Annotated in this window: 22 protein-coding genes; 13 read left to right on the plus strand and 9 right to left on the minus strand. The window is 49.6% G+C overall.

The features are described from left to right. Positions 1 to 55 precede the first annotated feature (55 nt). Complete coding sequence (locus BLV22_RS11610) at positions 56 to 1,402, minus strand: sugar porter family MFS transporter (RefSeq protein WP_091615439.1); 1,347 nt, start codon at positions 1,400 to 1,402, stop codon at positions 56 to 58. A gap of 132 nt (positions 1,403 to 1,534) precedes the next feature. Next, positions 1,535 to 2,377 carry a lipoate--protein ligase family protein gene (locus BLV22_RS11615; RefSeq protein ID WP_091615442.1) on the minus strand — a complete coding sequence of 281 codons (843 nt, stop codon included), beginning with the start codon at positions 2,375 to 2,377 and terminating at the stop codon, positions 1,535 to 1,537. 238 nt (positions 2,378 to 2,615) lie between these two features. Here BLV22_RS11615 and BLV22_RS11620 point away from each other — a divergent pair, with 238 nt between their 5' ends. The 6 genes from BLV22_RS11620 (at position 2,616) to speB (ending at position 8,275) form a co-directional block, all read left to right on the plus strand. Beyond that, positions 2,616 to 3,860, plus strand: coding sequence for a dicarboxylate/amino acid:cation symporter (locus tag BLV22_RS11620; RefSeq protein WP_091615444.1), 1,245 nt, complete (start codon positions 2,616 to 2,618; stop codon positions 3,858 to 3,860). Positions 3,861 to 4,008: 148 nt separating this feature from the next. Continuing rightward, positions 4,009 to 5,322, plus strand: a complete 1,314-nt coding sequence (locus BLV22_RS11625) for an HD domain-containing protein (protein ID WP_091615625.1) — start codon at positions 4,009 to 4,011, stop codon at positions 5,320 to 5,322. A 70-nt stretch (positions 5,323 to 5,392) separates the two neighbouring features. Further along, positions 5,393 to 5,896, plus strand: coding sequence for a YwgA family protein (locus tag BLV22_RS11630; RefSeq protein ID WP_091615447.1), 504 nt, complete (start codon positions 5,393 to 5,395; stop codon positions 5,894 to 5,896). 51 nt (positions 5,897 to 5,947) lie between these two features. Beyond that, positions 5,948 to 6,496, plus strand: a complete 549-nt coding sequence (locus BLV22_RS11635) for a YwhD family protein (protein ID WP_091615450.1) — start codon at positions 5,948 to 5,950, stop codon at positions 6,494 to 6,496. Positions 6,497 to 6,557: 61 nt separating this feature from the next. Beyond that, a complete protein-coding gene (gene speE, locus BLV22_RS11640) occupies positions 6,558 to 7,397 on the plus strand; it encodes a polyamine aminopropyltransferase (RefSeq protein WP_091615452.1) in 840 nt (279 codons plus the stop codon). A gap of 2 nt (positions 7,398 to 7,399) precedes the next feature. Beyond that, a complete protein-coding gene (speB, locus tag BLV22_RS11645) occupies positions 7,400 to 8,275 on the plus strand; it encodes an agmatinase (protein WP_091615455.1) in 876 nt (291 codons plus the stop codon). A 55-nt stretch (positions 8,276 to 8,330) separates the two neighbouring features. Here the strand turns inward: speB and BLV22_RS11650 are convergent, their stop codons facing one another. Beyond that, positions 8,331 to 9,542, minus strand: a complete 1,212-nt coding sequence (locus tag BLV22_RS11650; protein WP_091615457.1) for a cytochrome P450 family protein — start codon at positions 9,540 to 9,542, stop codon at positions 8,331 to 8,333. 166 nt (positions 9,543 to 9,708) lie between these two features. On the opposite strand from BLV22_RS11650, the gene BLV22_RS11655 reads away from it, so the two are divergent. Next, positions 9,709 to 10,296, plus strand: coding sequence for a hypothetical protein (locus BLV22_RS11655; protein WP_091615459.1), 588 nt, complete (start codon positions 9,709 to 9,711; stop codon positions 10,294 to 10,296). A 17-nt stretch (positions 10,297 to 10,313) separates the two neighbouring features. Here the strand turns inward: BLV22_RS11655 and eutB are convergent, their stop codons facing one another. Then, positions 10,314 to 11,276: a hydroxyectoine utilization dehydratase EutB gene (gene eutB, locus BLV22_RS11660; RefSeq protein ID WP_091615462.1), complete on the minus strand. Its 963-nt coding sequence runs from the start codon at positions 11,274 to 11,276 to the stop codon at positions 10,314 to 10,316. A 141-nt stretch (positions 11,277 to 11,417) separates the two neighbouring features. Here eutB and BLV22_RS11665 point away from each other — a divergent pair, with 141 nt between their 5' ends. Continuing rightward, positions 11,418 to 12,293, plus strand: a complete 876-nt coding sequence (locus BLV22_RS11665) for an NAD(P)-dependent oxidoreductase (protein ID WP_091615464.1) — start codon at positions 11,418 to 11,420, stop codon at positions 12,291 to 12,293. 47 nt (positions 12,294 to 12,340) lie between these two features. Here the strand turns inward: BLV22_RS11665 and BLV22_RS11670 are convergent, their stop codons facing one another. The 4 genes from BLV22_RS11670 to BLV22_RS11685 form a co-directional block, all read right to left on the minus strand. Beyond that, positions 12,341 to 13,816 (minus strand): MDR family MFS transporter, encoded by a 1,476-nt coding sequence (locus BLV22_RS11670; RefSeq protein WP_091615467.1) that lies wholly within the window; start codon positions 13,814 to 13,816, stop codon positions 12,341 to 12,343. Then, complete coding sequence (locus tag BLV22_RS11675; protein WP_091615471.1) at positions 13,813 to 14,694, minus strand: TetR/AcrR family transcriptional regulator; 882 nt, start codon at positions 14,692 to 14,694, stop codon at positions 13,813 to 13,815. Before BLV22_RS11675 ends, BLV22_RS11670 begins: the two co-directional genes overlap by 4 nt. 144 nt (positions 14,695 to 14,838) lie before the next feature. Next, a complete protein-coding gene (locus BLV22_RS11680; protein WP_091615474.1) occupies positions 14,839 to 16,500 on the minus strand; it encodes a putative ABC transporter permease subunit in 1,662 nt (553 codons plus the stop codon). Further along, complete coding sequence (locus BLV22_RS11685; RefSeq protein WP_091615477.1) at positions 16,497 to 17,270, minus strand: ABC transporter ATP-binding protein; 774 nt, start codon at positions 17,268 to 17,270, stop codon at positions 16,497 to 16,499. Before BLV22_RS11685 ends, BLV22_RS11680 begins: the two co-directional genes overlap by 4 nt. A 120-nt stretch (positions 17,271 to 17,390) precedes the next feature. Here BLV22_RS11685 and BLV22_RS11690 point away from each other — a divergent pair, with 120 nt between their 5' ends. After that, on the plus strand, positions 17,391 to 17,633 hold the full coding sequence (locus tag BLV22_RS11690) for a hypothetical protein (protein WP_091615480.1): 243 nt from the start codon (positions 17,391 to 17,393) through the stop codon (positions 17,631 to 17,633). Between the two features lie 18 nt (positions 17,634 to 17,651). Further along, positions 17,652 to 17,840 (plus strand): hypothetical protein, encoded by a 189-nt coding sequence (locus tag BLV22_RS11695; protein WP_091615483.1) that lies wholly within the window; start codon positions 17,652 to 17,654, stop codon positions 17,838 to 17,840. A 33-nt stretch (positions 17,841 to 17,873) separates the two neighbouring features. Here BLV22_RS11695 and BLV22_RS11700 read toward each other — a convergent pair whose 3' ends face one another. Continuing rightward, a complete protein-coding gene (locus tag BLV22_RS11700) occupies positions 17,874 to 19,073 on the minus strand; it encodes a DUF418 domain-containing protein (RefSeq protein WP_091615485.1) in 1,200 nt (399 codons plus the stop codon). A 229-nt stretch (positions 19,074 to 19,302) separates the two neighbouring features. On the opposite strand from BLV22_RS11700, the gene BLV22_RS11705 reads away from it, so the two are divergent. The 3 genes from BLV22_RS11705 to BLV22_RS11710 all read left to right on the plus strand — a co-directional run bounded on the left by BLV22_RS11705 (position 19,303) and on the right by BLV22_RS11710 (position 20,884). Then, positions 19,303 to 19,632, plus strand: a complete 330-nt coding sequence (locus BLV22_RS11705; protein ID WP_091615488.1) for a hypothetical protein — start codon at positions 19,303 to 19,305, stop codon at positions 19,630 to 19,632. Between the two features lie 91 nt (positions 19,633 to 19,723). Then, positions 19,724 to 19,888 carry a hypothetical protein gene (locus BLV22_RS15090; protein ID WP_176967755.1) on the plus strand — a complete coding sequence of 55 codons (165 nt, stop codon included), beginning with the start codon at positions 19,724 to 19,726 and terminating at the stop codon, positions 19,886 to 19,888. A gap of 276 nt (positions 19,889 to 20,164) precedes the next feature. Further along, entirely contained in the window at positions 20,165 to 20,884 is a 720-nt protein-coding gene (locus BLV22_RS11710) for a Na-translocating system protein MpsC family protein (protein ID WP_091615491.1), read from the plus strand. The last annotated feature ends 30 nt before the right edge of the window (positions 20,885 to 20,914 follow it).

Consider the following 20,914-nt stretch of genomic DNA (forward strand, 5'->3'; position numbering starts at 1 on the left):
AATTAAAACCAGAAAAAAGACGGACACTCCCGGGAGCGTCCGTCTAAAAAAGCTTTTACGATTTGGAGGATAATCCTCCGCGAAGATCCTTTTCGATATCTTCGAGACTGCGTCCTTTGGTTTCCGGAATAAACCGCAGTACGAATAAGAAGGCAAGAACGCCCATGAAAGCGAAGATAACGAAAACCCAATTGATGCCTATAGCCCCTAATAGAATAGGGAACGTTAAGGAAACAATTAAGTTGGCCAGAGACAGTACGAGCGTTGTAATACCAGTAGCTGCGCCGCGGGCTTTCATTGGGAAGAGCTCTGGAAGCATAACCCAGACAACCGGCCCCCACGTGGCGGAGAAAAACATGATAAATACGCCAAGGAAGACCACGATCAGCCAGGCAACGGTAGTAGTTAGCTCGACGCTGAACAGAATAATGGACAGCGCTGCGAGACTGCTGACCATACCAATATTACCAGTCAAAAGCAGCTTTTTCCGTCCCAGCTTGTCGATCGTTGCGATCGCTACGAGAGTCATTAATACGTTTACTGTACCGATACCGACTGTTCCAAGAATTGAAGCGGCATTACCGAGTCCAGCTTCGGTAAAAATGGTCGGCGCATAATAAATAACGGAGTTAATACCAATCAGCTGCTGAAAGGCAGCGAGCAGACAGCCGACTACTAACATTGGCCGCAGCCATTTGGCCTTCAGGAGATCGCCGGTGCCTTCTTCAATGTTTTCAATTTCCTTCATCTGTTTCATTTCATCTTCGATTTCTGCCTGGTCGCGTGTTAAGCCCATGATGTTCCGGGCTTCCTGTTCACGGTTCCGTTTGATCAGCCAACGCGGACTTTCCGGCATAAAGATTACGCCGATCATAAGCAGAATCGCCGGTACGGCTGCGAGCCCGACCATCCAACGCCATCCTTCAATTGGAGTGAAGGCGTAGTTGATGAGGTATGCAAGTAAAATACCAAGAGTAATCATCAGCTGGTTTAAAGACGAGAGCGCGCCGCGCTGGCTTGTCGGAGCCATTTCCGATAGATAAACCGGCACAAGCGCAGTTGAGCCCCCGACTGCAAGGCCGAGAATAACACGGCCGGTAATAAGTACACCTGCATTTGGAGAAAATGCAAGAACCAGGGAGCCAATTAAGTAGACGAGAGCGATTACAAATACGACCCGCCTTCGGCCGAATTTATCCGATACATAGCCGCTCAGGCCTGCGCCAACAATAGCCCCGGCGAGCAGCGAACTGACGACGACACCCTGCAGGAAGTCCGAAAGAGGAATGTCCTGATCAATGAAAATGAGAGCGCCGGAGATAACACCGGTTTCATAACCGTACAATAAGCCCCCAAGGGCTCCAAAAAAGTATATCCAGCCCTTGCTTAAGCCGTTAGACATCATATACCCACCTTTAATTTTTTGTCCTGACAGAATTCTTCCACGTTCGATAGTATCCCAAACATTTCCATTAAATAAATCCATAAGAAAACAGCCGCAAATAATACTTGTTTTGGGCTGTGTAAGGTTTTCCTATGAGTGTGGCTGGGTCGCTTTTTTGTTTCTTGCAAGCACCCTGTCGTAGAAATGCGTAAAACGGGACTGTTCATCCTCTGTAAGCTGATCATCATACACAGAAGCACCCAGACGCTCTGCTGTCTGCTGGATGCGCCGGTTGATGTCCTGAATGGAAAAGGCGGTGCCATAAAGCTCTTCGAGGGAAGTCATCACAGAAGGAACAACGGCCGGCCAGGCGATCTTTGTGTCTGCCTGATCAGCAGCGGCACGTTCGTAGAATTCCCGTAAAATTTCTGCACGGGCAGCGCCGCTCCGGGTAACGCCCACATAAATCTGCACCGCTACCCCGCCTCTAATACGCCGCTGCGAAATTCCCGCAAATTTTTTTCCGTCGATGCTTAAATCGTAAGAGCCCGGACAGTACGAGCCGACGATTTCATAAGCGTCGATATACCCGGGACTGTCGTCGAAAACCTCCTGCATAAATGACCACATCCATTCATAACCGGCATGAATGGATGTCCGACGTTCTTCTTTAAAAATGAGGGACAGATTATAAATTCCTTCATCAAGCACGACAGCAAGACCACCCGAATTGCGGACAATAACTTCATATCCCTGCTCCCGAAGGTATTCAAGCCCATCGGCCGCAGCGGGCAGCCGGGTATCCTGAATACCGAGGACAACGGTGGGGGCATGGACCCAGGCACGCATAACAGAAGGGGAAGAACCCTCTCCGAGACTCACACAAAAATTATCATCAAAGGCAAAAGATTGCAATGGATCCATATTAATTCCTGTTACTGAATGATCGATCCACCGCCATTCTTTACCGGCAAAAATATTTTTCATTTCCATTTTATGTACCCCGATTCTAGTCATTTTCATTTTGACCGGTCTTATTATAACACTGCCATTTCTATGTGAGATATTAAAAGGCAGTAAATATATAGAAGAAACTAGGATTTTTTCTTTCCAAACAGGGTAATGAACAGTATAATTACGGTATCTGCTTGAGAGAGTTTTTAGTGGAGGGCCCAAAAACAACATAGAGAGAATATTCATAATATTTATATTTAAAAAGGGGGACCTTAATATGAACAAGAAACTGACGATTTGGATTTTAATAGCGCTTGTTGCGGGTGTGATCGCAGGAATCATTTTAAGCTTTGGACCGGACAGCGTCTACAATCCAATAGATACATACTTACTGTATCCTGTCGGCGAAATTTTCCTTAACTTAATTACGATGCTCGTAGTACCGATTGTGTTCGTGTCGATTACGCTCGGGGCTGCAGCTTTAAATCCGAGAGACCTCGGACGGATTGGCGGCAAGACAATTGTGTTTTACCTTGCCACGACTGCGATTGCCTTGACCATCGGCGTTATTGTTGCTTATGTGCTTCAACCAGGTGCCGGCGGGGACTTTGATATTCAAAACGCCAGCTACGACGCAGAAGAAGCACCTTCCATAGCTGACACTCTGCTCGGCATCATTCCGGATAACCCGATACAGGCGATGGCGGAAGCAAATATGCTCCAAATTATTGCCTTTGGTATCTTCATCGGTATTTCCCTCGCCATGCTCGGAAGTAAAGTATCGATGGTAACAAAATTCTTTGAACAGCTGAATGATATTCTCATGTTTTTGGTTACGATTGTAATGTACACAGCCCCTTTCGGCGCGTTTGCGTTGATCGCTTCTGCTATTGGGGAAGCGGGACTGGACGGCCTTCAGTCCATTCTCATGTACGCTCTCGCAGTTATTCTTGCTCTTGTGTTGCAGGCAGGTATCGTGTATACCCTTGCGATTTCTTTACTCGGCAAGGGCAATCCGCTCACCTTCTTTAGGGAGTTCTTCCCGGCGATGGCCGTCGCCTTTAGTTTATCGAGTTCGAGTGGTACGCTGCCGATTTCGATGAGAATGGCCCAGGAACGACTGAAGGTAAGCAAGCCGGTATCAAGCTTTGTGCAGCCGCTTGGTTCGACGATTAATATGGACGGCACCGGTATTATGCAGTCCGTTGCGGCAGTGTTTATCGCCCAGGCGTACAGCATTGATCTTTCCTTTACCCAGGTGATTGTCATTATCCTGACAGCTACTCTGGCCAGTATCGGGACTGCCGGCGTTCCAGGCGTAGGCCTGATCATGCTTTCACTCGTGCTGACCCAGGTTGGACTGCCGGTGGAGGGCATTGCCCTGATTATCGGTATTGACCGTCTGCTGGACATGCTCCGGACTTCCCTGAACGTAACAGGCGACGCAGTATGCGCGTTTGTAATCGACCGTTCGGAGAAACGAAAACGGGGAGAAGAAATAGAGCATATTGGAACAGAATAATTTTAACAAGTACCGGCGGCAATATGCTGCCGGTATTTTTTATGGCTGCTTTTTTTGCTAAGCGAGGAAAGAAATTGCTATAATAACAGTATTGGAATATACGATCAGCGGGCCCGCTGAAACAGAGACGGAAAGGAACGCAATGACCATGCCGGTTGGGAATAAGAAGCTTCCAGAAGAAAAAGTATTTAAGGATCCAGTCCACCGCTACATTCATATCAGTGATGAACTCATATGGGATCTGGTGGGAACAAAAGAATTTCAACGGCTGCGCCGCGTCCGCCAGCTTGGAACGACGTTTCTGACGTTTCACGGAGCGGAGCATACCCGCTTCAACCATTCCTTAGGCGTGTATGAAATCATGCGCAGGATTATCGAGGTGTTTGAAGGCCGTCCGCACTGGAATGGGGACGAAAGGCTTCTTTGCCTGAGTGCGGCGCTTCTCCATGATATCGGCCATGGCCCGTTTTCCCATTCGTTTGAAAAAGTGTTTAATACAGATCATGAAGAATGGACACGCCATATCATTTTAGGTGATACAGAAGTGAATACCGTTCTTCGGCGGATGGGCGGGGATTTTCCCCAGCAGGTCGCAGACGTGATAGAGAAAACTCATCCGAATAAACTGATTGTCAGCATGATCAGCAGCCAGATTGATGCGGATCGGATGGATTACCTGCAGCGGGACGCCTTTTACACCGGGGTCAGTTACGGTCATTTTGATATGGAGCGTATACTCCGGGTCATGAGGCCGACAGAAGACCAGGTAGTTATTAAGGCAACCGGCATGCATGCGGTTGAGGACTATATTATGAGCCGGTACCAGATGTACTGGCAGGTGTATTTTCATCCGGTAACGCGGAGTGCGGAAGTGATACTGACAAAAATTTTACAGCGAGTTAAAGACCTTAAAAACGAGGACTATCCGTTTAAATATCCCCCGGACCATTTTGAAAGCTTTTTCCGAGGCGCGATTACGCTTGAGGATTACCTGGACCTCGACGAATCGGTCGTTATGTATTACTTTTTGATGTGGCAGAAGGAAGAAGATGCGATACTTCAGGATCTGTGCCGGCGCTTTATGAACAGGCGGCTGTTTAAATATGTGGAATTTGACCAGCACTTTATGATGAATGAATGGCTTCGTCTGCAGCAGCTGTTTGCAGATCTCGGTGTAGATCCTGCGTATTACCTGGTCGTCGATTCTTCGTCGGATCTGCCGTATGATTTTTACCGGCCCGGGGAGGAAGAGGACCGGGTGCCTATTCATCTTTTGATGCCGGATCGCCGTCTCCGCGAATTGTCGAGAGAGTCGGATGTGGTAGAAGCGATTTCGGGTAAAAAGCGGACCGATCATAAACTATACTATCCGTCAGAGGTTCTCGAAGAGCCCGGGCAGGAAGACACGAAGCAGCAGATTAAGGACATACTTCATTTAAAATTAGGGAAAATAGAACGGTGATCCCGCCGTCCTTCCGGTGAAGCCGGAAGATACATAAAGAAAGCAGCAGAAAGGGAGGGGGAGCGGCATTATGTTACCGGATCACGCTAAGATCATGGCCCTGCTTGAGGATACAAAAGAAGTTATTGGACGAAAAAAACTGCAGAAAATCGTATACATTGGAAAAAAGCTGAACCTTCCATTTCAGGAAAAATATACGTTCCGTATGTACGGCCCTTATTCAGAGGAGTTGACGCTCCGGCTCGAAGAACTGTGCGGCCTGGGCCTTATCACCGAGTGCAAAGAAACAAAATCCGGCTACTATCAGTACCGGTATGAGCTTTCGGAAGACGGAACTTCGTTTCTGGAGAAGTTTCCGCTCGACTGGCCGGCCGAGCGGGCAAAGCCTGTACTTCAAAGTCTGAACAGCCAGAGTGCCCGGTTTTTAGAGCTTGTTTCCACCATGCTTTATTTTGATCATCTGTCCAAAGAAGCGGTGGAAGCCCGGGTGGCCGAGCTGAAAAAAAGCCAGAATTACCGCCCGGAAGAATTCGAGGAAGGCTGGGAATATATCGAATCGTTGCAGAATCAGTAAGAAAACAGGTACGATAAGAATAAGGAACGATTAAAGGAGGAGCTTTTCCGAATGAGTGAATTCAGTAAAGATAATAATAAAGGCGCTGAAAAGAAACGTGGCAGCCAGTTCAATATTTTAAGCGGGGACGCTACGAAAGGGGACGGCGGCTTTAACGCCGGCGCCCTCAGTCTGGACCATGTGACCCCCGTTTTCATCGACCCGGCCGAAGACGCGGCATTTATTGACATGGGAGCATTGCACGCCAGATCCGAACCGGAAAAACGGGTGAAATTTGGTCCTGATAAAAGCAACGTCCCGGACGGCAAGCTGTACTGGCTCGTATGGGTATCGACGGAGCAGGGCGAAAACGGCCCGTTTTACGCCGGTCTTGGCGCCTGCGAAATGCTCGTGGACAAAAAAGCCCGCCGTGCGTACAAAAGTATGCCGGAGCATGTGAACAATCTGGATAAAGCAATTAAAGGGCGCATAGCAATTGCGCACATGGATGAGCATTCCCGCTACATTCTGCAGGAATATTTAAAAGCATTTAACCGGAACATGTGGGACAATTCGACCGAAGAGCTGTATGAAGCCTTCCGCGGAGCGGCAGAGCAATAAAAAACAGGGCGTGCGGGGATATTTCCCGCACGTTTCGTCTGTGAAAAGAGGAGGAAAGGCTATGGAAACGTGGTTTACAGAAAAACAAACGGAGCATTTCGGCATTACTGCACGTGTTACGAAAACGCTGCATTCCGAGCAGACTGATTTCCAGCAGCTCGACGTGGTGGAAACGGCGGAGTTCGGGAATATGCTGCTGCTTGATGGCATGGTTATGACGACAGAAAAAGACGAGTTCGTCTATCATGAAATGATGGCCCACGTTCCGCTTGCAGCACACCCCGAACCGAAGCATGTGCTGGTTGTCGGCGGAGGCGATGGCGGTGTTATCCGGGAAGTGCTGAAGCACCCCTCTGTGGAGGCAGCCACGCTTGTGGAAATCGATGGCCAGGTGGTGAAGTATTCAAAAAAATACCTGCCTTCCATTGCTGGAGCGCTTGATGATCCGCGGGTGGACGTGCAGGTTGCCGACGGGTTTATGCATATCGCGGAAAGTGAAGCAGCGTATGACGTGATCATGGTGGACTCCACGGAACCGGTCGGGCCGGCAGTCAAGCTGTTTGAAAAAGGCTTTTACGAAGGCATCCACCGGGCGTTGAAGGAGGACGGCATCTTTGTCGCCCAGACGGACAATCCGTGGTTTCACGCGGACCTGCTTCGGACAGTATACAACGACGTAAAAGAAATATTTACTCATACCGATGTATATACTGCAAACATTCCTACGTATCCGAGCGGTCTTTGGACGTTTACCATCGGCTCGAAGCAGTACAAGCCGAAAGAGGCGCACCGCAGCCGGGCAGAAGCGCTGGATACTCATTACTATACGGCGGATATACACGAGGCTGCGTTTGCGCTTCCGGCTTTTGTGCAGCGGGGCCTTGAACGGAAGGGGGAGTGACGATGGACGCCTTTGATCCGGCTTATACAGGAAAGGTATTTATCGGAAGTTCTGCTTCCTACGAGGAAAGCAGCGTCGTGCTGTACGGCATGCCGATGGACTGGACGGTCAGCTTCCGCCCGGGCTCTCGTTTTGGTCCGAACCGGATCCGGGAGACCTCTATCGGCCTTGAAGAATACAGCCCCTATCTGGACAGACATTTGGAGGATTATTCGTATCACGATGCCGGGGACATGATGCTTCCGTTCGGTAATCCGGCCAAAAGCGTAGAGATTATTCAAGAGACGGCGGCGCGTTTGTTTGCGGATGGCAAATTCCCCCTGGGGATAGGGGGAGAGCATCTCGTGACCTGGCCGATTATGCAGGCGGCCTGCGCATATGACCCTTCTGTCGCCTTTATTCATATCGATGCGCATACGGACCTGCGCGAAGACTATGAAGGAGAGCCATTATCCCACGCCACCCCGGTACGGAAAATCTGTGAAAAAATAGGACCGGAAAATGTATATTCCTATGGAGTGCGCTCCGGGGAAAAAGAAGAGTTCGACTACGCCCGCACGTCGGGCATGCATTTCTCCCCGTTTGAAGTAGCGGAACCGCTGCAGCGGGATTTGAAAGAGCTGCAGGGCCGCTCGGTGTATGTATCGATTGATATCGATGTTTTGGATCCGGCGTACGCTCCGGGCACAGGCACGGCGGAAGCCGGCGGCATAACGTCAAAGGAGCTGCTGGAAGCCATTCACGCGATTGCCGCCTCGGAGGTTAATGTGGTCGGAGCCGATATTGTAGAAATTTCACCGCCGTACGACAGCGGCGATCAGACCGCGATTGCGGCTGGAAAATGTATCCGGGAGATGCTTCTTGGCTGGACGAAATAGAAGCTGAGGCCATCAAAAAGGCCGGAAAGCCTCATGAGGTTTTCCGGCCTTTTATTTACGTGAGACGAACGGGAAGCTCCGTGAGGCCGCGCATGAGTATGCCGGGACGCCATTCCAGGTCAGTGGAAGCCGTGTCCAGCTGGAGCCCGGGGAAGCGTTCAAGCAGCGTATTCACGGCGACTTCAGCTTCAACTCTGGCAAGCGGGGCCCCAAGGCAGAAATGGATGCCCTTGCCAAAAGCAAGGTGTTTGCTCTGGCCGCGGGTGATGTCGAAAACATCCGGGTCTTCAAATGCTTCCGGATCGCGGTTGGCTGCATCAAGCGCGACGAGTACATGGTCCCCCTTGTTGATCGTTTTCCCCTGGAGCTCCAATGTTTCAGCGGCCCAGCGGTCGGTGCTGAATTCAACCGGGCCCTCGAAACGGAGCATTTCTTCAATAGCCGGGCGTATGAGCTCCGGCTGCTGCTGTAACTTGCGCATCTGCTCCGGGTGAGTCATTAAGGCAAACAGGCCGTTTGCAACGAGGTTTACCGTCGTTTCGTGGCCGGCGATAATTAGCAGTGAAACGACGCCGTAAAGCTCCTGCTCGGATAGACGGTCGCCTGCCTCTTCTGCCTGGATGAGCTTACTCACCATGTCATCCTTCGGCTGCTCCCGCCTGATGGCTATCCAATCCCTGAGGTAGGCGGTGAATTCCTCTGTGTGCTGCTGAATTTTTTCGGCTTTTCCGGGGTCATTGGAGGCTTCGACGAGGGTGTTGGACCAGGTACGGAATTTATCTCTGTCCTCGCTTGGCACACCGAGCATTTCGCAAATAACAATGATAGGCAGTGGAAAAGCGAAATCATCGATAATATCGATTTGGGAGCGGCCCTGCATATCATTTATCAGCTCATTTGCAATTTCTGTAATCCTGCCCCGGAGCTCTTCGATCATTTTTGGTGTAAACGCCTGCTGAACGAGTCCGCGCAGCCTTTTGTGGTCCGGGGGATCCGCAAAAAGCATATTTTGGGAAAAAATATTTTTCTGTGCTTCGGCGCGTTCTTCTTCATTTAAAAAGACAGTGAAATCCTTAATGAAGCGAGTGTCTTTCAGCACAGCGACAGCGTCTTCGTACCGGGTGACGATCCAGGCGTAATGGCCGTCGGGCATTAAGGCCTGGTGCAACGGATCGTGCTGCTGGAGAGAGTGAAAAGCGGGATAAGGGTTCTGGTTAAAGGCATGAGTGAATAAGCCGGCTTCTTTGCTGCTGAAATTATTATCCATACGATCGGCTCCTTTATAGTAGGATGAGGAAGGGAAGGCCCGGATCTTGAAGAAACGGGAACAGGTTAACTATATTCCCGTTTTTTCGAAAGCATCATCATTGTTGTTTGAAGAAGAAACAATTAGAATGTAGGAAAATCCATCCTTTGCGGAGGTATAGCGAAATATGATCTATCATGAATGGAATCGTAAATGGAATGAAATCGAATGCCGCCGTCTATACCGCAACGATGATTTAGAAAAGGATAAACACGGATACATCGCCTGGGAACGGGAGCTGCCGTTTTTTAAAAGCTACCGCAGTCGTGCGTTTTATGTTGCTGATACGCCCCGTTATATTGAACAGCGGGCTGCTGTGGAAGAAAGGGAAGCGAAAGCAATCGCGCGTCGTTTTCCGGAAAAATTCCGGGAGCAGAAGGAGGAAGCCGACCGTCTCATCCGGGCGGACTACCGGCTGCTGCTTTATCGCCGTCTGTATGAAGGAAGGGTGCCGTACGTATTAATGTCTCCAAGGCAGATGGACGCGTGGCTGCAGAAGGAAGAGGCATTTCAGCTGCAGCTGACAACACTGAGTACCGAAGAGGGCCCGCTTCAAAGCCTTTCTTTTTTGAAAAAGCAGATGGGAAACAAAAATTACCGTAAATGGTTCGCCCAGCGCCGGAAGGAATGGGAAAAAATAAAAAAGCAGGACGCCATGGATCTGCTTTCTTTATCTCCGTACCGGTCGCGTCAGCGGGAAGAAAAGAAAATATAGCTGCAGCCGGCGCCTGATTAAATATACGGCGCGACTGCCTCGCGGTGTGTGTGCACGTCCACACTGCTGCCGGAAACGATGAGGACAGTTGGGCCGTTAACGGACACGAGTCCGTCTAAAAGGGCGCCGGCGCCGACAGCGGCTGCACCCTCCACGACCATTTTATGCTTATCGTATAAAAATGCCATGCCCCGGGCAATTGTGTCTTCATGCAGCCGGAGGCGCTGATCCGCATAGCGCTGAACCATGGAAAAGGTATATCGATTTTCGAGGCCGATACCCCCGAGCAGGCTGTCAGCAAGTGTTGGGGCCTCCGGTACGAGGGTCGGCTTGCCGATATTCAGGCTCTCATCCATAGCAGCTCCTTCCCGGAGGGACAAACCGCTAAGCTCAAGGTCAGGAATTTGTTCCTTCAGGGCAAGACCGAGGCCGGACAGCAGGCCGCCACCGGACAGGCCGGTGAGCACGTGCTTCACGGAGGGCAGATGCTCGATGATTTCGAGTCCCATTGTTGCCTGCCCGGCGATGACAGAAGGGTGGTCAAAGGGAGGGATAAGAGTCAGCCCTTCCTCTTCGACGAGGCGGGCGCTGACTTCTCCGGCTTCGTCCTGGCCGCTGCCCTCCACATGCAGCTCAGCGCCGCTTGCTTTGAGCGCCTCGACTTTATTTGCCGGTACGTTTTCTGAGACACACACAACGGAGCGGATGCCGAGACTGGCTGCTGCTGTTGCTACTGCAAAGCCGTGATTGCCGGTGGAAAATGTGACTACACCCTGGGCCCGCTGCTCCGGAGTCAGGGAACGAATCATGTTCGTCGCACCCCGGAGCTTGAAGGAGCCGGTCACGTGCATTTGCTCGAGCTTTAAGTACACGGGCTGGCCGGCAATATTTGTAAGAGGCTGGGAAAAAAGGAGCGGTGTTTCCGGAAGCACCGGACGTAAGCGCTGTCTTGCTTCCCAGGCATCCTGAAGTGTTAACATAGAATCATCTCCTGCTGTAGCAAAATTTATAATTATACTTATTTAAACATAAGCGGAGAAGCGAAAACAATACGATCTGGCGGACGTTTGCCAGGTTGCGGATAGGGAACAACCAAATAGAAGTGTGCGCAGAAAGGATGAATGAGTGTGAGAGTTGGGTTTATTGGAACAGGGATTATGGGTTCAAACATGGTGAAAAATTTAATGGATGCCGGAGAAAAGGTTACGATTTATAACCGGACCAAGCAGAAAGCACAGCACCTTATCGACGCAGGAGCGGGGTGGCGGGAAACGCCGAGAGAGTTGGTTTCCAAGGTGGATGTCGTATTCACGATGCTGTCGAACCCTGAAGCAGTAGAGGAAATAGCTAACAGCGTGGATGGCCTGCTTGCCGGCGAAACGAGCCGGAAAATCTGGGTGGACATGAGCACCGTCAACCCCAGCTTTACCCGGCAGATGGCCAAAACTGCAAAAATGAAGGAAATGCGCCTCGTGGATGCGCCGGTATCCGGATCTAAAGGGCCCGCTGAAAAGGGAGAGCTTGTGTTTCTTGCCGGCGGCCGTGAGGAGGATGTACAAAAAGTACAGCCGCTTCTCGAAATTATGGGCAAAAATGTCCATTACATGGGAGGCACTGGAAGCGGATCGGCGATGAAAATGTCCGTCAACTTAACGCTGATGCATGCCATGACCAGCTTATCGGAAGGCCTGCACGCAGCAGAAGGACTGGGCCTTGATAAGGAGCAGGCGCTTGATGTGCTGCTTCAGGTGCCGACGACGGCTCCTGCCGTGGCTGGAAAGCGGGATATGCTTCTGAGCGGAAGCTACGAAACCCAGTTCCCATTGAAGCATGCCTACAAGGATTTACATTTGCTTGAGGAATCAGCGTACCAGGCGGGAATTTCCCTGCCGGTTACCGGCTCAGTCCGTGAAGCGTATGCGTTGGCAAAGCAGTACGGTATGGGCGATGAAGACTTTGCGGCGGTGTATAAGCTGCTGGCAAAAGGAAGCGAATAAAAAAATGCCCCGGCAGGCCGTTTTTTTAGGTCTGCCGGGGTATTTTGCTATTTAGCGGGAGCGTTATTCTGCTGTTCTTCGTTTGCCTGGCGGGTCATTTCCTTCTCTCTTTTTGGAGAGCTTAGGAAGAGAGAGAGGACCAGGGCTACAAAGGCAAGTGCAGTGCTTCCCATAAAGGCCCACTCAAACCCTGCTACCTGCGCGAGCTGGGGAGCCGCTTCTGCGGAAGTCGAAGCGGCAGGCTGATACTGCTGGGCACCTAAGGCGACAAATGTAACCAATAGGGCGGTCCCTATAGAAGCGGAAATCTGCTGCAGCGTATTCGCCATAGCCGAGCCGTGGGCGTACCATTTCATCGGCAGCTGGTTTAACGCTGACGTCATGACCGGCATTAGTGCGCAGGCGAGCCCGAACATACGGACCGCATATACAATGGTTAAATACGTAAACGACGTTTCAAGCGAAAGGTTCGTAAACATAAAGGTAGTGATGGTAACAATGGAAAGTCCGGTAATTGCGAGCCATTTCGCGCCGAAGGCATCAAACAAACGGCCTGTAATCGGCGACATAATCCCAATCACAATTGCTCCCGGCAGAAGCATTAAGCCGGATTCGAGCGGTGTAAAGCCTAATACATTCTGCATGAACAGTGGCAGAAGTGTTTCTGCTCCTATTAATGAAATCAAAACGGCCATAGTGATACCGATGGCGAGGCTGAATATCTTAAACTTAAACACCCGGAATTCGAGCATCGGCGACTTTAACGTAAACTGACGCCAGACGAATAAACCGATAATCAGGGCGCCAACAATCACGGCGGTAAGAACGACCGGGCTGCCCCAGCCGCTTTCGGAAGCTGTTCCGAAGCCGTATAAAAAGGAGCCAAACCCAAAGGAAGAAAGAATAATGGATAATACATCAATCTTGGGGCTGCCCAGTTCGGTAACGTTTTTCAAGAAGACAGCCCCGGTAATAATCGTCAGCGCTACGATTGGAAGCACGGTAATAAACAGGGCTCTCCACGGAAACAGCTCGAGTAGAAAGCCGGAGAGAGTCGGGCCGATAGCCGGACCGAATGAAATAACGATCCCGATCATGCCCATCGCTGTGCCGCGGCGTTCCACTGGAATAATGGCCAGAAGCACCGTCATTAAAAGCGGAAGCATGATGCCGGACCCGGAAGCCTGGACCACACGTCCAAACAAAAGAACTGGAAATGACGGGGCGATAGCGGCGATAGACGTGCCGATGCCGAATAAGCCGATAGCAGTCAAAAATAGTCCTCTGGTAGTAAAGCGCTCAATTAAAAATGCGGAGATTGGAATCATAATGCCGTTTGTCATTAAAAAGGCCGTCGTCAGCCACTGAACGGTTCCCTGCGTGACCCCGAGGGCCTCCTGAATTGAAGGCAGGGCGGTGGCGAGCAGTGTTTCGTTAATAATTCCCATAAAGGCGCCAAGCAGCAGGGCAGTAATCATAGCTGCCTTCTGCCGGGTGGGGATGTCCCAAGATGAAGAACTCATAGTATGTGTTTCTCTCCTTTCCATGCGCTCCATTTTGCACTCAGCTTCTGCGTGTGTGTATGGAGCTCCGCGTGGTGCTGCAGCTGATGCAGTAAAGCGTCGATCAAAAATTCTCTCGGGATTTCTGCCTTGAACTCTTCGTAAAGCATTTCCGTTGTTTGAAGCGTTTTTTCAGGCAGTTCGCCCTGCGTATGCCGAGCTTTCACAAATAAAAGCAGTGCTTCGGCTTCGCAGCGGATGCTTTCCATGCCCTGTACGGGCTCATCTCCTCCTGCCCATCCTCTCGGAAGCTGGGCCTGCAGGTCATTGTCATCTTTAACGATGGAATGAAGCCTCTCTACGATGAATGCAGACAGCTGGTTCAACGGGAGGGTGGAAACATGCCAGGTCATAAGGGTTAAATAGGAGTGCATGATTCCTTCGAGAATCACAGCCAGATCGCTCACATAAGGGTGCACCCGGGGGCCGAAGGCTTCCAATAGCGATTGTTCATGCCAATCCTGAAAAAAGCGGCGCATACGGTTTAAGTAGTTGGAAATTTTGTTTTCCTTATGAGGAGGAAACTCTGTGAAAAGCATCTGAAACAACGGGCGGTACTCCGTGAATTTCTCCAGTTCGATGCGTATTTTGCCTTCGAGACGCTTGAACTCGGACTCATGCTGTGTTCCCTGATAGTTTTCGGCCTCGTGAAGCATGTTTTCATGCACTTTGCGGAGCAGCTCTAAAAGCATCGTTTCTTTGGAATCAAAATGCTTATAAAAGCCGCCTTTGGATATACCGCAGGCTGCTGTGATGTGCTGGATGGATGTGGAGTGAAAGCCCTGCTTCACAAACAGATGCAGTGCTGCTTCCAAAAGCTCATCCTTACGATCTGCCATGCAGTTTTCGACCCCCTTTTGACTTTGTGGTTACTTCTGGTGAACGTTTAGTCACAAGGGGTATCGTAGCATTTGCCATGGAGAGAATCAAGTAATGAGCTTAGAGATTTTGACACAAAAAAACCTGCCGGAAGACGGGCAGGTTTATGGATCTAAATAATCAACGCCCCGCTCTGTGAGCTCTTTTGTTCCATGGCGCAGATGGAGATATACGATCAGGAGGGTAAGCCCTGCAGCGGACAGAACTCCCCCGGTGCCCAGCAGGCTGATCCATGGCCACGGGGCTGTGTCCCATAAGGGGAGAAAAGCCGGCTCGGGGCCGCTCCATTTTGATTGAAGGGACAGGCCGGCACTTAAAATCATCCAGGTGGGGACGAAAAAAAGCAGAAGGTACAGAACGTTGAGAAAGAAGGATACCACTCCTGTATCGAACCGCACCCGCTTTTGCGGATTTTTTTCATTGTATGTTCCCCCGGAAGCTCCAGCCCAGACACCGGAAGCCGCGGCAACAGCCGTGAGGGAAAGCGTCAGCGCAAGCCCGGCGAAAACCAGGACGATGTTCCACCCAAAGAGTAGAAAGGCGATCAGTTCAAGTGCTGCAAGTGCTGTTCCTGTCATAACCCAGTGAGCCAGAAATTTTCCAAAGACAATCTGCCGGGGCGTCACAGGAAGAGCCCGCAGCATCCAGCGGGAGTCGCCCTCCCGTCCAAATGCGGCCGCGGCAAACTGCTGCAGACCGAGCAGAATGGCGGGGCCCAGCATTACGTGCACACTGCTCCAGGCGGAGGCTGGATTTGACCACGGGGAAGCAAGCGCCGAGTCGCTGCCAAAAAAATTAATGAACATTAAAATAAGAATAAGGGCAAACGTGAAGCAGGTGGTCCATTCTTTAGGATTTCTCTGCACGGTCCGCCATTCTTTAAGGGCAATGGCATAGGGTACAGAACGGGCTGCGCCGGGCCGGGTCGATTTGATTTTGTTTCCAACGGGCTCGGTGGCCCGCTGCCAGGAGGAAAAATAGTGTTTTTCCACGAACCACAGAGAGGCGAGACTTATGACCGCCAATGCTCCGAGGCAGGCAGCTGCATAAATGACTCCTGCGCCTTCCCCCCGAAAAGAAGCGAAAAGAGCGGCTGCCACCGGCTGCGTGGGAAGCCATGCGGGAGCTGCTTCAATGGTAAGAGACGTGTTATCGTTTTGCATAATGATGTTTGGCATCTGTGCGGCCAGAATAAACAGGGCGGCAGATATGAAACTGATTACAGTAGTCAGCTGTTGGGCACGCTGGGCCGGCAGAATATAAACAAGAAACAGATTCAATAAAAACGCGAGGCCTGCTCCAAAAACAGACAACCCGAAAAAAAGGAGAGCAGCGGCCGGATAAAACAAAAGATGAGCTCCGGAAACGGCCCCGATAATAATGCTCAGCCCGGTTAATAATAAAAAGGAAAGCAGAGGGAAGCCGGCCCATCCGGTGAAAAACTGCATGGCAAACAGGTGCCTCGAACGAATGGGAAGGGTGAATAAGAACTCAATATCTTTTGAGCCAAACAACAATTGAAAGGTGCGCGGCATGGTCACAAAAGTGATAACAGCAAGGGTGCTCAGCAGTAGGTAAACGATGACTGCACGCAAGCTTTCCGTAGAGAAGACGTCCCCAGCCGCAGCTATGCCGAGACCAAAGGGAATCATAATAAACAGGGCCAAAGCTGTAAGAGTGATGTATAATACTTTGCGCCCCGCCGGCAGAGCCTCATACTGATGGTGCAGGGTTTTTTTCTGATAATACCAGAGCGTTTTTATCACGGAACCTCCCCTTCAGGGCCTTCGGTTTCGTGCTGCTCTGTCATGCGGAGAAAGACATCCTCCAGAGAGCCTCCGGCATGACTGGCGTGTTCCTGTTTAAGCGCCTCAGGGGTGCCAGTCTGCAGAAGCCTTCCCCGATGAATGATTCCGACTCGGTCACAAAGCTGGTCAGCAACGTCGAGCATATGAGTGGAGAAAAAAACAGCAGTACCGTCCGCCGCTGTTTCGCGCAGAATGGCCCGGAGGTCTCGTGAGCTCTTCGGATCGAGCCCGACCGTAGGTTCATCCAGAAAAATAACAGACGGCTGATGAATCAGGGCACCGGTTAAAGCAATTTTCTGTTTCATGCCATGTGAATACGTCTCCATTAACCTGCCGGCGCTTTCTGTTAAATCAAACCGGTGCAGAAGCCTCTTTGCATGCTCTATCCATATGTTTTTATCAAGTTTAAATACAGAAGCAATAAACTGAAGAAATTCCCATCCTGTGAGCTTTGGATAGATATCTGGTTTATCGGGCAGATAGGCAAGCTGCTGTTTTGCTTCGAGTGGGTGATTTTTAATCGATTTGCCATGAATGTATCCATCCCCGCTGCTCGGTTCAAGCAGGCCGGCGAGCATTCGCATTGTCGTTGTTTTACCGGCACCGTTTGGTCCGAGAAAGCCGAATATTTCATGAGCATGGACCTCGAAATTCAACGGGTGTACAGCAGTGGCCCCCTTAAATTGTTTTGTCAGCTGATTTACTTCTACTGCGGTAGAATCATGCATGTCGGGCCCTCCTTTGTATGATATGCTGTGGGCAGATGAACAGACATGTTCATCATAAATGATATAGAAAATAATGGAAATGATAAAAGAACGTACCGTGTAAGGAGGCAGAGGGCTGAAATGACCTATGAAGAACTGGCAGATAGACTGGATCGTACGTCTGATGGTGAAATGATTGGTTTTTTGATGGTACCAAAAGCGCACCGGAAGCAAAAGAAAAAAGTGAACAGCTATTTAAAGGAACGCTACGCTGCATCTGATTCCGATTCCTTAAAAGACATTGTGGAGCATTTTTGTGAAGAACACCTGGAACCTGGGGAAAGCCGGGAAATTGAGTTTTATCCAACGGAAAAATTAACATAGCCAAACGGGGGAGACGCATTGAAACCGAAAACAATGATGAATCTGGCCACGCTTATTAACGGCATTGGCGTATTTTTATTTATTTTAGCCAGTGTGCCAAACTGGATTCCCGCTATTTTGTGTTTGTTTGGCTGCACGCTGCTCGTGTTTCGCAAGCAGGCAGCAGACTGGTGGAATAAAAACATTACTAAAGAACCGGAGCAATGAAGGCAGCTGCGCTTGAGCGGCTGCCTTTTAGGTTCACGCTGCACGGGCGTAGGTCCATTTGCGCCACAGGTATTCCATTGGCCCCTGGGAAAATTTTTTCACATACCAATGGCTGCCGGCGAGCTGGAAAATATAAATGATTAACGCTGCAGTAAACCCGCCAGTAACAGAAACCTCTCCGAACAGCCCCAGGCCGTAGCCATGAAACAAGAGGACAGCAATTACAGTCTGCAGCAGGTAGTTCGTCAAAGCGAGCCTGCCCACGGAGGCGAAAGGAAGCAGAACCCGGCGCAGGCCAGTGTTTCTTGCGGCCAGCACAAAGGATGACACGTAAAACAGCATCATCACCGGTCCGGCCATATAATTCAGGCCATCTCCGATCCCGGTGCTGATGCCGGCAGGGAGAGGGGTCCATTCCTGTTTAAATGCTGTCACAACAGTATTTAGGGCTAGGCCGAACCACAGGCTGTGTATCCAGAGCCGCTTCCATGACTTCATATGAGACCCGGCATCTGTAAACATGCTCCGGCGTCCAAAATAGAAGCCGAGGAGAAATAACCCAAGGATAAAGGGCACAGAGAATGGAAGCTGGAGCAGCACGAATACGACTTCATTATTCAGCCGATAGGATAAAATATCGCCGTAGGATCCGTTTGCCATGACAGAAATGCCGGACGCAACAGACTGCTCGGCGGAAGCCCCGGGGTTCATTGAGGCAGTACCCGCAGAGGCTGCAGTTAAGAGAAGCGTCATAAAGAATCCCGAAGCAAGGATAAGCCCGAGCGCCCATGCTAAAACTGCTTTATTGCTTCTCTGGGTGAACATGAGCAGAAAGAAGCCGGTCACCGCATATAAATGAAGAATATCGCCGGACCATAAAAACACGAGATGAATCATGCCGACAAGCAGCAAAAAAAGAAGCCGGCGCTGAAAAATACGGTCAGCGGAAAGGTTTTTTTCTACAAGACGCTTGTAGAACATATAAAATCCGAGTCCGAATAAAAAGGAAAACAGGGGATAAAATTTTCCAATCACAAAAAAGTCCAGCAGCGTATTAATGGTTTGATCGGCTGCTGTGGTTTCCGTCAGGCTGGTATTTACCGTGTCTGCGTATTGGCTGAAGCCTAAAGCTTTAAAGGCAGCCATGTTTGCCAGTATAATACCGAGCAGGGCAAAACCGCGGAGCATGTCGATAGTATGTATACGTTCTTTTAGGGATACTGCCTGCGCCATCTGATTGCCTCCTTCTTAGGAACTGGATACAGTATATCAAACCTACGTACAAAGGAAGAAAAGGTTACGGTAATTCCTGAAAGAAAGATTACAGGGGAAAAAATGAGGGTAGTAAAGAAGTATGGTAAATATGTTATTTATCTACAATTATGTATAGCGTTAAAATGTACAGGACTTTTTATTCATACATCACCATCAGTCGAAATAAATACAGAGAAGGAGAGATACGTTGAGGACAATAGAAATTAATATTCAGGAAGATGAAATACACGGGACCGTTGATGAAACACACAAGTTCACGTTCAGAAAAATGGAAGACCGGTCCAAAAAAACATTTCCTTTTGGTTTATTTAAAGGGCACGCAAAGGAACATTCAAATGCTGCGTACCTTGAGATCTATCAGGAAGAACAACGGGTGCTCTACTGGGAGCTTGAAGATTTTCAGGACAAGGATTCCCTTGTTTTTACCCGGGAAGGGCTGCTTGAAGAAGGAGAATGGAAGCCGGAAGAACTTACGCTTGAAGGACTCCGCGTAGAATTCTACGAGCCGGAATTATAACACTTCGTACATAACAGGAAGCAGCTTCTAAGACTCTCTATGTCCTTGTTATGGTAATTTTAATATTTTACCACTATTTGGGAGGGGTTTCATGCTTGGATTTTTGATTGGACTGTTGATTGGAGCTGTTTTTTCCGCCGTGATTTTTTTCATAAAAACCCAGCGTACCATGCGTGCACAAAGCCGGCAGGAAATTGTCCACAGGCTGCTCGCCAATGAACGCAGGAGCCGTTTTGATGTACGGAGTATGAAGTGAATACCGAAAAAGGGCCGGTACTTGAAAAAAGTGTCCGGCTTTTTACATGGGCTCTTTTAATAAAAATGCGGGTTAAACGCAGATGATTGAAATTAAACGATTGAACGAAGCGCCGGGGTGGGAATGTAATAATAGAATATCATTTATCAAGGTGGTATTTGTGGGCACAATGGCCGGCCTTCCCGGGGAGGTAGGCCTTTATTTTTCAATGAATACATAGATCTTTTTTTCGGGATCTTTGAATACAAACGGTATATATTAAGAGGAGGAGCGGGCATGGCGGAAAATTACTCAAGTGAAGATCTCCAGGAGCAGCAGAAGCAGTTGGGAAGCTATCTCGGAAAGCTATTACGGGATCACTTTGGGAAGGGCCCTGAATCGGTCTACGTCAGCATTGACCCTCATTGCATCGTAATGCATATCCGCAAATTTCTGTCCCCGATGGAGCAGGTAATCATGGGGCAGAGAAATCAGGAAGCCGTGGAAGAGCTTCGGGAGACGATGATGGAGCAGATTCTTCCGGAATTGAAGCATTACCTGTCAAGGATTGCAGATATAGAGGGCTGGGAGTTTTACTTTGACTGGAATATCGAAAACCGGTCGGGCATGATTACTGCCATGAATTCGCAGGAATTAAAAATCAAAAACGACCAAAAACGACCGGAATACGAAGAAAATATTAAAAGAAAAGTGAACGATGTCAGCGCCAAAACAGAAAAAATCCCTGACGATATTGCAATGTACCAGATTAATGAACGAACATTAATAGCGGCCCGGACAGGTATTTTAATTCTGATTGAAAAGGAGTTAATCAACCTGGGTCACGGAGCAAATCTGAAAACGGCGAAGCGCCGCCTGGAAAAACAGCTTTTAAATGAAATACGCTTTGATAGTCTGTTTGGAGCGAAAGTACATGATATTTTCGTGGACTGGGATTTTTACAATGACACAAGTGTTGTAGTTTTTGTTACAGACCCTGTACCGGCGGCGAAATAACTGTATGGTATATGTAAGGCCATGCCGGAT

This window comes from Marinococcus luteus, assembly GCF_900106595.1.
In the GTDB taxonomy this organism is placed as follows: domain Bacteria; phylum Bacillota; class Bacilli; order Bacillales; family Marinococcaceae; genus Marinococcus; species Marinococcus luteus.